Source organism: Campylobacter suis, from assembly GCF_905120475.1.
In the GTDB taxonomy this organism is placed as follows: domain Bacteria; phylum Campylobacterota; class Campylobacteria; order Campylobacterales; family Campylobacteraceae; genus Campylobacter_A; species Campylobacter_A suis.
On record NZ_CAJHOE010000004.1, the window covers coordinates 42,636 to 56,364 of the forward strand.

Below are 13,729 nucleotides of genomic sequence, written 5' to 3' on the forward strand. Positions count from 1 at the left end.
AAATTAAATGAAAAATAAAAGGTAAAAAATGAAACAAACTATAACCGAAAAAATTTTCTCAGCTCATGCTGGCGAAATGGCATTTGCAGGGCAAATCGTGCAAAGTCCCATAGATATGGTAATTGGCAATGACATAACTACACCGATTTCTATAAAGCAGTTTGAAAGAAGCGGAGCAAAAGCACTTGCTAATCCAGATGGCTTTGCTATCGTGATGGATCACTATATCCCAGCAAAAGACATTGCAAGTGCAAATCAGGCTAAAATTTCACGCGATTTTGCTTACAAGCATGATTTAAAGTATTTTTTTGACGAAAAAGATATGGGCATTGAGCACGCACTACTTCCAGAAAAAGGGCTTGTGGTGCCTGGTGATGTTATCATCGGAGCAGATAGTCACACCTGTACTCACGGTGCACTTGGGGCATTTGCAACTGGCATGGGTTCAACCGACTTAGCTTACGCGATGATAACTGGCAAAAACTGGTTTAAAGTGCCTGAGAGCATAAAAGTTGTATTTACTGGCAAAATGTCACAGCATCTATATGGCAAGGACTTAATCCTAGAGATAATCCGCCAAATCGGCGTTGATGGTGCATTATATAAAGCGTTAGAATTTACCGGAGATACGATAGCACAGCTTGATATGGATAGCCGTTTTAGCTTGTGTAATATGGCAATAGAAGCTGGTGCAAAAAACGGTATAGTGGCATATGATGAGATAACGAAAGAATTTTTAAGTGATAAAAACTTACGCTCAAAACCAATCATTCACTATTCAGACGAAGGTGCAAAATATGAGCGTGTGATCGAGATAGATGTTAGCAAACTTGATCCAGTTGTGGCATATCCATTTTTACCAAGTAATGGCAAAAGTGTCCGCGAAGCAGTTAAAGATGATTTGAGTATAGATCAGGTATTTATAGGCTCTTGTACAAATGGCAGACTTAGCGATCTTCGTATAGCAGCAGATATATTAAAAGGAAAAAGGGTTTCTAAAAAAACACGCCTTATCATCACTCCAGCCACGCAAAAAATCGCACTTCAGGCTCAAAAAGAGGGACTAATGGATATATTTGTTGAGGCTGGTGCAGTCGTTAGTAACCCAACTTGCGGTGCGTGTCTTGGCGGATACATGGGCATTTTGGCTGATGGCGAAAGATGTGTAGCCACTACAAATAGAAATTTTGTAGGAAGAATGGGTGCTAGAACAAGCGAAATTTATCTAGCAAACTCAGCCGTTGCAGCCGCTTCAGCCATAGCTGGTAAGATAGCTGATCCAAGGGAAATTTAGTAAAATATGCAAAAGTTTAATGTATGCGTCATCTTAGCGGGTGGTAAAAGCTCAAGAATGGGGCAAGATAAAACACTCTTGCCTTTTGGTAGTGAGCCTAGTATGACGCACTTTTTGGCTAAAAAGATGGGGCAGGTTTTTAAAGAAATTTATATAAGTTCAAAGTCTCAAAAATTTAACCCTCCACTTAAAATTTTGGTTGATGATAGCGATGATTTTTCGCCTATGCTAGCACTTGCTTGTATATTAGAAAAATTTGATGACAGTGTTTTTATTATGCCTGCAGATATGCCTTTTGTTAGTGTTGAGTGTGTAAATGAGTTGGCAAAATTTAAAGATGAGTTTGATGTGGTTGTGGCAAGAGACACTGAGCATAGGCATAGTCTTTGTGGGTTTTTTAACCCAAAAATCGCCAGTCAAGCAAGAGAGCTGTATGAAAAAGGTGAGCATAAAATAGGACTTTTGCTTAGCGCAAATAGCTTAAAAGAGGTATATTTTAATGATGGCAGTCAGTTTGCAAATGTTAATAACCCAGATGAATACGAAAGGGCTTTAAATGCGTTATAGTTTGATATTTTTTTGTTTTTGTGCGTTATTTGCTAAGAGCGCGAGTGAGCTTTATGATGAGGCCTTAAGTTATGAAAAAGCTGGTGATATACCGCAGGCTATGAGACTTTATAAGATGGCGTATGAAGCTAGGGCAAATGGCGATCTGTCGGATAGTTTTACTAAAAGTAGTAGTCAGGAATTTCTTCATCAAGATAGTGAGCCAGGCTCTGATGATGATGTTGCAAAACATGTTTTTAATAGTGTTGCCGAGCCAAAAAAACAAGGCGAAACAGGCTATCTTAATATCACTCTTGCTGAGCCAAACTACCTGTTGCCAGCCACTTATGCTTCAAAAGTGCCAGATAGTCGCAGCAAATTTGAGACAAAATTTCATATAAGCTTGCAAAAGCCAGTGCTTTATGATCTATTTGGTTTTAAAGAGAGTGTTGGGATCGCGTATTCGCAAACATCTTGGTGGCAAACATCGCGTGACTCAACGCCATTTCGAGAGAGTAACTACCGCCCAGAGCTTTATGCTAGTGTCCCGTTTGAGAATTTTGGGATATTTAGGGGTGTGAGAGTTGGTCTTTTGCATGAGTCAAACGGACAGGGAAGTGAGCGTTCAAGAAGCTGGAATAGGGCGTATATGAGTGCTGACTTTGTAGCTGGGCGACTTAGCATGACTCCTAGAGCTTGGATGACTGTTGGTGATATTAGTGATAATGAAAATATAAGAAAAAATATCGGTGTTGCCGATCTAAAAGTAAAATACACCATCGGCGGTCATCATCTAAATTTAATGCTTAGAAATAACTTTAGGCTTGATAGCACAAATCGTGGGGCTGCTGAGTTTGGCTGGTTTTTCCCGCTATTTAGTAGTGGACTTTATGGATATTTGCAGTACTTTAATGGATACGGCGAGAATTTGATGGACTATGATAGACATATGAATAAAATCGGTATTGGTTTTGCTATTTTAAAATAATTTTTATCGTAATATAGGAGGTTTTTATGAAAAAAATTTTGGCACTATTTTTTATGGCTAGCGTTGCGTTTTCACAGTGGCTAGAGATAGACAAAACTCACTCAGATGTAAAATTTGTGATAAAACACCTAAGTATATCAAATATAAATGGGCATTTTGATGACTACGAAGCGGCGATAGATTTTGATGCTGCTAAAAAAAGGATAAATTCGCTTGAGGCTATCGTTAAAGTTGATTCGATATATACAAAAAATAGAACTAGAGACCAAAACCTAACTAGCGAAATATTTTTTGATACACAAAAATTTAAAAGCATGACTTTTAAGATGACAGATAGTGATGATAAACGAATTTATGGTATCTTAAAGATAAAAGATGTTAGTAAAAATGTTGTTTTTGACTATACTTATAATGGCTCGGCTAAAAATATAAATGGTGGCTTAGCGCACAGCTTTACTTTAAAAACTATGCTAAAAAGGCGAGAGTTTAATGTCGGTAAAGATTATCCTATTGAGTTTATAGGTGATAATGTTTGGATTACTATAGATATTGAGGGAAATTTGCGTGGAGATACGCAAGAAAAATCTAAACAAAATGAGTAAAAGGGGCTTAAAGCCCCAAATTTTAGTGCTTTGATAGATAGTTTGTATCGTAGTTGTTTGTCAAAAAGTCTTTATTTTTCATCATATTTATATGAAAATCGCGTGTCGTTTTTATGCCACCTACTACCAGTTGCTCAAGGGCAACATGCATTTTTTGTATAGCTTTATTACGATCTTCATCCCAAACCACTAGCTTTCCTATCATACTATCATAGTATGGTGGCACGCTATATCCTTGATAAACATGGCTCTCCATTCGGACATTTCTGCCTGCTGGAGCAACATACTTTGTTATCTCGCCAGGACTTGGCGTAAAGCTCTTTGGATCTTCGGCGGTTATTCTGCACTCGATAGCATGACCATTTAGTTTTATGCTCTCTTGAGATGGTAGGCTCTCGCCTTCTGCTACGCGTATCATCCACTCGATTATATCAAGTCCGCTTACCATTTCGCTTACGCAGTGCTCAACTTGAAGTCTGGTATTCATCTCTATAAAGTAAAAGTCTAAATTTTTATCTACCAAAAACTCAAATGTTCCAGCTCCTTCATATCCGATAGCCTTAGTCGCACGGATAGCTGTTTCGTGTAGTCTTTTGCGTGTTTCATCATCTAGTAAAATCGCAGGGCTTTCTTCAATTAGCTTTTGATGGCGACGTTGCATTGAGCAGTCTCGCTCGCCTACATGTATGACATTTCCTTTGCTATCACCAATGACTTGAACCTCGATGTGGCGTGGGTTTAGAATGTATTTTTCCATATACATAGTACCGTCGCCAAATGCTGTCATAGCCTCACTTTCAGCTGACCAAAATGCCTTTTCTAAATCCTCTTCGCGCTCTACCATTCTCATGCCGCGACCACCACCGCCAGCTGCTGCTTTTAAGATGACTGGATAGCCTATCTTTTTAGCTAGCTCTTTTGCCACTTTTATATCGCTTATCGCGCCATCTGAACCAGGTATGACTGGCACACCAGCACGCTGCATAACCTGCTTTGCTTTGCTTTTATCGCTCATTAAAGCCATGGCTTCTACGCTTGGACCTATAAATTTTAGGTTGTGTTTTGCGCAAATTTCGACAAAATTTTGATTTTCGCTCAAAAAGCCATATCCTGGAAATATCGCGTCTGCACCGCTTATCTCAGCGGCTGATATGATGGCTGGGATATTTAGATAGCTATCGCTTGAGCGAGGGTTGCCTATGCAAATGGCAGCGTCAGCGTATTTTACATAAAGCGCATCTTTATCCGCTGTTGAATATACAACTATCGCCTCTTTTCCCATCTCTTTGATAGTTCGCAAAGCACGCAGCGCGATCTCTCCGCGGTTTGCGATGAGTACTTTTTTAATTTGCATTAAATTTTCTCCACGCCAAATAGTGGCATACCAAACTCAACAGGCTGTCCGTCAGCTACGAGAATTTCAGTTATCTGACAGTCAAACTCAGCTTCTATCTCGTTCATTATCTTCATTGCTTCAACTATGCCGATAGTGTCGCCTTTTCTTACCTTTTGACCAACTTTGGCAAATGGCGCAGCGCCTGGGCTTGGGGCAGCATAAAATGTGCCTACCATAGGCGAGTTTAGCGTGTTTTTATGTGTTTGAACGACAGCTGGTTTTTCATTAACAACTTGGATATTTAGTGGCTGTGGTGCAGGAGCTACTGGCTGTGGAGCTGGCTTTGGTAACTCACAACAATCTGAAAATTTTTCAAGTTCTACTTCAAATTCACCATCTTTTATCTTTATCTTATTCATATCCATTTGGTTGAAAAACTCGATAAGCTCTTTGATGTCTTCTTTTTTCATAAACTTCTCCTAGTTTGAGTTAAGCTCATATTGTAGCAAAAATTTATTAAAATTTTTATATAAGCCGTTTTTGTGTGCTAAATTTGGCTCTTAATGTATGGTTTTAAAAATTTAAAAATCAAAATTTATTTTACGTAGTTCTCATCAGCCATTTTTATAAATTTTTCATATCTATCCTGCTCAAACCACACTACATTTTTCCTTCATTTTAAAAGCTCACCGCATATGCTTACTGCCTTTGCAAAGTTCTACTGCGCACGAATGTTTTATAATATTTGATAAACAAAGCACGATACACCAACCACAGCTACTCGTATTACTTTATCCTCTGTGGTGGTATAAATTTAGCCTTTATATAACGATCTAATTTTACCTTGCATGATATGTATGTCATGCAAGGTAAACACCCTTTGGAAAATTTATAACTGCCACACCTGCATTATGATAAGAATTTGAGCTAAAAAAGTATTGTGACTTTAGATAGCCCACCGCAAAAATTTTATCGTTTATGCCCTTATAAATTTTTAGCTCATCCTTTTTGATTAATTTTTTATATACTTTTTTCTTCTCTTGCTACGCTAAAATTTTTATTTATTTGCCCTATCTATAATCACTTCACCATCAACCGCGATTTGATCTATTTCGGTGATATTTAGGATCTCACCAAGCCTTACTATACCCTCATAATATCCTTGATAGCCATAATAAATCACAAAATTTCCCCACGGTGCAAAATAGCTAAGCTCGCCGATTTTTCCATCTGTTCCTTTTGGCTCATGGCTTATATCAAGCTTTTGTGAGAGTTTGTCATATTTTTCTTTTTTAGCGTAGTCTTTTAGATCTAGCTTTAGTGGCAAGAGCTTTGCAAACTCCCTTGCCGCGGGCGTATCATCAAGCATAGCATCAAATTCGCCATTTATATTTTTTAAGATAATTTTCATATTTTCTTCCGCATTTAAACTTAAAACTAAAAATAAAATGACTAAAAATTTCACTTTAAATTTTCCCTAAAAAACTGCTCAAATTTATCAAATGGAATTTTTTATAATTGTCATAAAGATCAACATGGTGTGCATTTGGCACTACCACAAGCTCTTTTGGCTCATTTGCTATCTCATAAGCTCTCTTTGAAAAGTGCAATGAATGCGAGTTTTCACCATTTACAAAAAGCACGGGTTTATTCATATCTTTGATATTATCATATAATTTAAACTGAAAAAACGCCGTTGGCATTTGTGCTAGCCATGCTGAGTTTGAGTTTAGCGAGCGAGCATGATAACCTCTTTTTGTGCGGTAATAATCAAAAAATACAGCCAAAACAGGGTGCGGATCATCGTCTAAAGTTTCAGGTAAAATTTTATCACTAAGAAGTGCTTTACCATCAACTACTGGCACTTCGTGATAATTTCTTGCATAGGTACCAGATTTTGCATCCTCCCAACGCTGAAGATTTATATACTCAAGCACGGTCTCGCGCTCTTTTTTAGTGTATCCATCACCCATTCCGTGCCCAATAGAACTTGACATATCATACATCGCAGTGGTTGCGACAGCTTTTATGCGAGTATCAGAGGTAGCAGCAGTAAGCGACATACCAGAAAACCCACAAATCCCTAACGCACCGATCTTTTCTCTATCAACATTTGGCAATAACCCCACAAAATCAACCGCCGCGCTCACATCTTCGCTGTTTATATCAGGACTTGCCATACCCCGAGGCTCGCCACCACTCTCACCTGTAAAACTTGGATCAAAAGCAAGCGTGATAAATCCCCTTTTGGCAAGTTCGTGAGCATGAAGACCGCTACTTTGTTCTTTGACCGCTCCAAACGGACCGCTTACAATTATGGCTGGTAAATTTTTAGGCGTATAAAGATCGCCTACTAAGCTAATACCGTAGTGATTTTTAAATCTCACTTTTTTATGTTCTACTTTGTCTGATTTTACAAATGTTTTATCCCAAATTTGGGTAATTTCTGAGGTAGTTGTGATTTGCGCCATAGAACTTGGCACGACATTATTTGAAGCCATTAAATTTCCTCCTAATAAGCTTGTAGTTAGCATAAAACTAAGTGTTAAATTTTGAATTTTCATCATTGTATCCTTTGATTTTATTATGAAAATTTTAGCAAATTTATTAGTTAAATAGTTAGAACGATACTCCAAATTTTTTGCCTAATCCTACAAATTTTTTAATGCTTTGTAAGTATGGTGGCTTTTTATTTGGTTAAAATTAAAATTTTAGCCATTTTTTGCTAAAATCAGATCAATTTTAAATAAGGAAAAACAATGGGACTAAAAAGCGATAAGTGGATACGTAAGATGAGTTTAGAACACGATATGATCGTGCCATTTGCCGAGGAGCAGGTGGGTCGCGGTGTGGTAAGCTACGGAGTTAGTAGCTATGGATATGATATACGCGTGGGCGATGAGTTTAAAATTTTTACAAATATCGGTGGCACGGTCGTAGATCCTAAGAATTTTGATGAGAAAAATGTGGTTGATTTTAAGGGCGATGTTTGTATCGTCCCGCCAAACTCGTTTGCGCTAGCAAGCACGGTCGAGTACTTTAATATGCCTGATGATGTTCTAGCCATCTGTCTTGGTAAAAGCACCTATGCAAGGTGCGGCATCATCGTAAATGTTACGCCATTTGAGCCGGGATTTAGGGGGCATATCACGATTGAGATCTCAAACACGACGCCACTTCCAGCTAAAATTTATGCAAACGAGGGTATAGCCCAGGTGCTGTTTTTACAAGGTGATGAGCCGTGCGAAGTGACATACGCTGATAAAAAGGGCAAGTATCAAGCACAAGAGGGCATAACTTTGCCTAGAATTTTAAAATAGATTTTATGTTTGGTATAAAATTTGCTAGGGTTTTGACGATATTATAAAAATAGTTTAAAATTTTAAGGACAACAAAGATGAGTAAAAAAAAGAGCGAAAAACAACAAGCACAAAATTTGCAGTCGGTTCAAAACCCAATATTTGCTAAAAACTTACAAGCACTTTTTCAGCAAGACGAAGCTTTGGCTGTCAGGCTTTTTTCTATGGAAGGAAATGAAAAATTTGATGTTTTTATGGGGAAAGACCCAGTTGATATAAACATAATAAATAAAGAGAATTTTAAATACATTTATGAAAAGCCGGTTAGTGATGTTCATAATATGCTAGATAGTACCGAAAAAGAGTATAAGAGATATCCGATTATGTATTTTTACGGACTTGGAAACGGCATTTTTTATAAAGGACTTTTGTATAATGACTCGCACAAGCGTATCATAGTTATAGAGCCTGAGCTTGAGATCATATATATAGTTTTAAATTTGCTTGATTTGTCTAAAGAGCTTGCTAGTGAGCGACTTATCCTTTTTTATTCTGAAAATGTAACCTTTTCACAGCTTTATTTTTTGATAGCAAAAAAAGATATATCGCCTTTTATCAAGTTGTATGATATGCATATCCACTCTTATTTTTATGATGATTATGGCGATGATTATGAGCGCATAAACAGATACTTTACAGAGGCTTTCGTCCAGTATGCTGCATCTTGTGGTAATAGCATCGATGATAACTTGCAGGGTATAGAGCAAAATTTAATAAATGTTGTACATATGATAACAAACTACCCATATGTTCCGCTTGTTAAAAAAAGACTCGGCTTGCTAGATACGGCGGTTATAGTTTCAACTGGACCATCTTTAACAAAGCAACTACCCATACTTAAAAAATTTGCACCATATGTTAGCGTTATAAGTGTTGACGCATCTTATCCGATACTTCTTAAAAACGGTATTATTCCAGACTATGTTACATCGATTGAAAGAGGGGCTAAAACCTCAACTTTTTTTGAAGCAAAAGATAAGAAAATGGACAAAGATATATATTTTGTCGTAGCTTCATTAACGCACCCTGATACGATTAGAAATTTAAAAGATAGAAAAATGGTTTTAACAATGAGACCAAATACCGAAGAGAGATCTTTGGGACTTGATCAGCATGGATATTTAGGTATTGGACATAGCACAGCAAATCAAGCATATCAGCTAGCATATGTTTTAAAGCATAAAAATATCGTTTTAATAGGTCAAGACTTGGCTTATGGCAAAGATGGCGTTAGCCATGCGCAAGGGCATAGATACTATGAAGAAGAAAGCGAATATGACCTTTATGCTCCAGCTTATGGTGGAGATGGCGAAGTAAAGACAACTTTTATATGGAATTTATTTAAAAATCAATTTGAAAAAGATATAGAGCAGTCGTCAAAAGAGGACTTTGTTACATATAACTGTACCGAGGGTGGCGCAAGGATAAATGGAGCTATAGAAAGACCATTTTTGGAAGTTATGAACGAACTTTGCAAGGATAAAAAAGTAAAAAAACTACCAAATGTACAAAAGGTAAGTGAGCAAGTGGCTAATAAAAATATGCTAAAACTATATAAAAATATCAATAAAAAAATTGCCATTCAAACACTTGCAAAACAAAAGATAGAAAAGGTCTTTTTAAAAGTAGTCCCAAAGATAGATGAGCTGATAAAATTAAGAGATGAAAGCAAGGCAGACGAAAGCTTTTTCCCTAAACTAGTAAAAATTTCAAACGATATAGATGTTTTAAAAAATACTCTAGCAAATAAAAAATTTGTAAAATATATAGGAAACATTCTTGGTATATCTGTGAATTTTCAAGAGCTTGAGCTTGCTAAGATAGCTGTTGCTCCAAGTGATACAACTATGCAAAAAGTAAATAAGCTTTTTGAGTGGTTAGAGATGCATAAATACTGGCTTTTCTCGGCTGCTGGCGGCTTAAATGCAGATATAGAAACAACGCAAAGAGCGAGTAAAAACCTTATAAAAGAGATGAAAAAGCGAAAAATACTGCCAGTACAAAAGGGCTAAGTTGTGGAAATTTTAAGACTCATAGGAAGAGATAGGGAGCTCTTTAATGACGATATAACCGCACATGAAAGCACGATTTGTGATATTATAAAATCATCATCATTTTTAGTTATAGGTGGAGCTGGTAGTATAGGCTCTGCTGTTGTAAAAGAAATTTTTAAAAGAGATCCAAAAATCCTTCATGTTGTTGATATCTCAGAAAATAACCTAGTTGAACTCGTGCGTGATATTAGAAGCTCATTTGGCTACACTAGCGGTGAGTTTGCTACATTTGCACTAGATGTTGGGAGTGAAATTTTTGATGCATTTATCGCTAAAAATCATTATGATTATGTGCTAAATTTATCTGCACTCAAGCATGTTAGAAGCGAAAAAGATGCCTTTACTCTTATGCGACTTATTGATGTAAATATTTTTAACACAGATAAAACTATTAGGCAAACTACAAAAAACTCAGGCAAAAAATACTTTTGCGTTAGTACAGATAAGGCGGCAAATCCTGTAAATATGATGGGCGCTAGCAAGCGTATAATGGAGCTTTTTGCGTTAAGGCGTTCACAAGATATAGAAATTTCAATGGCTCGTTTTGCAAATGTTGCTTTTAGTGATGGTAGCTTGCTTCATGGTTTTAATGAGCGTATCAAAAAACTTCAGCCCATTGTCGCTCCAAATGACATAAAACGCTACTTTGTCACGCCAAAAGAAAGTGGAGAGCTTTGCTTGATGAGTGCTATTTTTGGACAAAATATGGACATATTTTTCCCAAAACTTAGTCAAAATTTACACCTTATAACATTTGCCGACATAGCCGTAAAATACTTGCAAAATTTAGGCTATGAGCCATATATTTGTGCCGATGAAAATGAGGCTAGAGCCAAGGCAAAAGAGCTTAGTAAATTAAAAAAATGGGCGTGTTTATTTACTGTAAGTGATACGACTGGTGAAAAGGATTTTGAAGAGTTTTTTACCGATAATGAAGTGCTTGATATGGATAAATTTCAAAATATCGGAGTTATTAAAAACTCACTTAAATTTGACGCTAAAAAACTTGATGTTTTTGAAAAGAACATAAAAGCCTTAAAAAGTAGTGGCAGATGGAATAAGGAGCAGATTTTGGCTGAATTTTTTGAAGTTTTGCCAGATTTTGCACATAAAGAGATGGGCAAGTATCTTGATGGCAAGATGTAGCAAGGATTATAAATGCAACAAATTATTGATTTTATAAAAGAAAAGTTTAGCACTGATGGTTTTATACCTTTGCACGAGCCCAAATTTGTAGGCAACGAAAAGCGTTATCTAAATGAATGTATCGATAGCGGATATGTTTCAAGTGTTGGAAAATTTGTGGAGATTTTTGAACAAAAATTAGCTAGTATAACTGGCTCAAAATACGCTGTTGCGACCACAAATGGCACTTGTGCCCTTCATGCTGCTCTTGTCTTGTCTGGCGTAAGAAACGGCGATGAGGTTATAACTCAGCCACTTAGCTTTGTTGCCACTGCAAATGCTATTAGCTACTGCGGTGCAAAGCCTATTTTTTTAGATGTTGAGCTAACAAATTTAGCACTTGACCCAAAGGCTTTAAGTGATTTTTTAGAAAAAAACTGTGAGATAAAAGATGGTCTTTGTATAAACAAAACTACAAAAAAAACTATAAGAGCTTGTGTGCCTATGCACACTTTTGGGCTTGTAAGTGATATTTTGGAGATTAAGAAAATTTGCGATCACTGGCACATAACGCTTGTTGAAGATGCGGCTGAGAGCTTGGGAAGCTATGAAAATGGCGTTCATACTGGAAATTTTGGCTTATTTGGCGCATTTTCTTTTAATGGCAATAAGATAGTAACAAGCGGTGGTGGTGGAGCTATAGTTACAAATGATGAGAATTTAGCAAAAATAGCAAAACACATCACAACGACTGCAAAAGTACCGCACGCTTATGAGTATGTGCATGATATGAGTGGATTTAACTACCGTATGCCAAATTTAAATGCGGCACTTTTGGTGGCTCAGCTTGAAAATTTAGAGCTTTTTTTAAAGGCAAAACGAAAACTTCACGATGAATATGAGAAATTTTTTAAAGATTTTGATGATGTGAAGCTTATTAGTCAAAGAGCGGGTACTTGCTCAAACTACTGGCTAAACGCCATAATGTTTAACTCAAAAGCAAGGCGCGATGAGTTTTTGGAATTTAGCAATAAAAATGGCGTTATGACGCGTCCTGTTTGGAGACTTTTAAATCAGCTTGAGATGTTTAAGGATTGCCAAACTGATGAGCTTGTCAATGCAAAATTTTTACAAGATAGGATAGTAAATATCCCAAGCTCGGCGGTATTGTAATGAAAGAAAACATAGTTCTTATAGGTGGTGGTGGGCATGCTAGGTCTTGCATTGATGTTATAGAACTTGAAAATAGATTTAATATAATCGGCATAGTTGATAATGGTCTAAAAAAAGGGACAAAAGTCTTAGACTATGAAGTTTTGGGTTCTGATAGCGATCTGCCTGAAATTTTTAAAATTTGTAAAAATGCATTAATTTGTATAGGTCAGATAAAAACTCCAGAACCACGCATTAAAGCCTATGAGCTTGCTTTGAGTCTTGGATTTAAACTACCAAGTATTATCTCTCCGTTAGCTTATGTTTCAAAATACGCTGATGTGCAAGATTCTAGTATTATCATGCACCATGCTTTTATAAATGCTGGTGCAAAGATTGGTAAAAATTGTATTATTAACTCAAAAGCACTTATTGAACATGATGCAGTGATTGGCGATCATTGCCATATAAGTACAGCAAGTGTTATAAACGGCGGTGTTAGTGTTGGAGCTAAGAGTTTTTTTGGAAGTAACTCTACCAGTAAAGAGTATGTAAATATAGATGAAAATTCTATAATAGGGGGGGGTACGAGCGTGTTTCTAGCTCGCAAAATGTAAGTGTTTATATTATAGGAGCTGGTGGCTTTGCTGCTGAGATTAGCGAGTATATATCGCAAAATAATGAGGTTTTAGATCAAAAGGTCAAAATTTTGGGATATTTTGATATAGATGATAAAAATTATAAAAAATATAGTTTTCATGCACCATTTTTAGGTAGTGAAAGAGATTTTAAATTTAGTAAAAATGATAAAGTTTTACTTGCTATTGGAGAGCAAAAACAGCGTAAAAAAGTTTTGCAATACTTTGCCAAAAGCGAAGAAAATGTTGAATTTATAAGCTTTGTGCACCATAGTGCAAATATTGCTAAAACGGCTATTTTGGGTAAGGCAAATGTTATATGTCCTAATGTTGTAGTTGGTCCAAATGTTATTTTAGGAGATTATAATTTGCTAAATTATAACTCATCTATCGCTCATGATTGTGCGTTAAAAGATATGAATGTTCTTTCGCCAAATGTTTGCATAGCTGGTTATTGTAGGGTTGGAAGTGAGAATTTTTTCGGTATTTGTAGTGGTATGAAGCCAAGTCTTAGTATCGGAGATAAAAACAAAATTCAAGCAAATTTGGTTCTTGATAGAAAACTAGATGATGATAATATATTTTTTTCTATGCAAAAAACAAAGGTAATGAGAAATTTAATCAAAGGATAAGTT

The 13,729-nt window shown here is 36.4% G+C and carries 14 protein-coding genes; 10 read left to right on the forward strand and 4 right to left on the reverse strand.

Annotated elements, in window-relative coordinates:
* The first annotated feature begins 28 nt into the window (after positions 1-28).
* From leuC to LQV35_RS07275, 4 genes are read left to right on the forward strand one after another with little or no spacing between them, the layout of a single operon-like run.
* Positions 29-1,294, forward strand: coding sequence for a 3-isopropylmalate dehydratase large subunit (leuC, locus tag LQV35_RS07260; RefSeq protein WP_230057209.1), 1,266 nt, complete (start codon positions 29-31; stop codon positions 1,292-1,294).
* Between the two features lie 6 nt (positions 1,295-1,300).
* On the forward strand, positions 1,301-1,861 hold the full coding sequence (gene mobA / locus LQV35_RS07265) for a molybdenum cofactor guanylyltransferase (RefSeq protein ID WP_230057210.1): 561 nt from the start codon (positions 1,301-1,303) through the stop codon (positions 1,859-1,861).
* The gene (locus LQV35_RS07270) at positions 1,851-2,828 is read left to right on the forward strand and encodes a phospholipase A (RefSeq protein ID WP_230057211.1); all 978 of its coding nucleotides are present in this window, start codon (positions 1,851-1,853) and stop codon (positions 2,826-2,828) included. The genes mobA and LQV35_RS07270 overlap by 11 nt, the downstream gene beginning before the upstream one ends.
* A 26-nt stretch (positions 2,829-2,854) precedes the next feature.
* Positions 2,855-3,430, forward strand: a complete 576-nt coding sequence (locus LQV35_RS07275) for a YceI family protein (RefSeq protein ID WP_230057212.1) — start codon at positions 2,855-2,857, stop codon at positions 3,428-3,430.
* A gap of 22 nt (positions 3,431-3,452) precedes the next feature.
* Here LQV35_RS07275 and LQV35_RS07280 read toward each other — a convergent pair whose 3' ends face one another.
* The 4 genes from LQV35_RS07280 to LQV35_RS07295 all read right to left on the reverse strand — a co-directional run bounded on the left by LQV35_RS07280 (position 3,453) and on the right by LQV35_RS07295 (position 7,330).
* A complete protein-coding gene (locus LQV35_RS07280; protein ID WP_230057213.1) occupies positions 3,453-4,784 on the reverse strand; it encodes an acetyl-CoA carboxylase biotin carboxylase subunit in 1,332 nt (443 codons plus the stop codon).
* Entirely contained in the window at positions 4,784-5,236 is a 453-nt protein-coding gene (accB, locus tag LQV35_RS07285; protein WP_230057214.1) for an acetyl-CoA carboxylase biotin carboxyl carrier protein, read from the reverse strand. The genes LQV35_RS07280 and accB overlap by 1 nt, the downstream gene beginning before the upstream one ends.
* A gap of 587 nt (positions 5,237-5,823) precedes the next feature.
* A complete protein-coding gene (locus LQV35_RS07290; protein WP_230057215.1) occupies positions 5,824-6,177 on the reverse strand; it encodes a cyclophilin-like fold protein in 354 nt (117 codons plus the stop codon).
* Positions 6,178-6,232: 55 nt separating this feature from the next.
* Complete coding sequence (locus LQV35_RS07295) at positions 6,233-7,330, reverse strand: alpha/beta hydrolase (RefSeq protein WP_230057216.1); 1,098 nt, start codon at positions 7,328-7,330, stop codon at positions 6,233-6,235.
* A gap of 195 nt (positions 7,331-7,525) precedes the next feature.
* Between LQV35_RS07295 and dcd the strand changes: the two genes are divergently transcribed.
* The 6 genes from dcd (at position 7,526) to LQV35_RS07325 (ending at position 13,726) form a co-directional block, all read left to right on the forward strand.
* Positions 7,526-8,086, forward strand: coding sequence for a dCTP deaminase (dcd, locus tag LQV35_RS07300; protein ID WP_230057217.1), 561 nt, complete (start codon positions 7,526-7,528; stop codon positions 8,084-8,086).
* Between the two features lie 77 nt (positions 8,087-8,163).
* Complete coding sequence (locus tag LQV35_RS07305) at positions 8,164-10,137, forward strand: motility associated factor glycosyltransferase family protein (RefSeq protein ID WP_230057218.1); 1,974 nt, start codon at positions 8,164-8,166, stop codon at positions 10,135-10,137.
* A gap of 3 nt (positions 10,138-10,140) precedes the next feature.
* Positions 10,141-11,325, forward strand: a complete 1,185-nt coding sequence (locus LQV35_RS07310) for a UDP-N-acetylglucosamine 4,6-dehydratase (protein ID WP_230057219.1) — start codon at positions 10,141-10,143, stop codon at positions 11,323-11,325.
* 12 nt (positions 11,326-11,337) lie between these two features.
* Complete coding sequence (locus LQV35_RS07315) at positions 11,338-12,477, forward strand: LegC family aminotransferase (protein ID WP_230057220.1); 1,140 nt, start codon at positions 11,338-11,340, stop codon at positions 12,475-12,477.
* On the forward strand, positions 12,477-13,073 hold the full coding sequence (locus tag LQV35_RS07320; RefSeq protein ID WP_230057221.1) for a NeuD/PglB/VioB family sugar acetyltransferase: 597 nt from the start codon (positions 12,477-12,479) through the stop codon (positions 13,071-13,073). The genes LQV35_RS07315 and LQV35_RS07320 overlap by 1 nt, the downstream gene beginning before the upstream one ends.
* Before the next feature lie 11 nt (positions 13,074-13,084).
* Positions 13,085-13,726: a PglD-related sugar-binding protein gene (locus LQV35_RS07325; protein WP_268250102.1), complete on the forward strand. Its 642-nt coding sequence runs from the start codon at positions 13,085-13,087 to the stop codon at positions 13,724-13,726.
* Positions 13,727-13,729 lie beyond the last annotated feature (3 nt).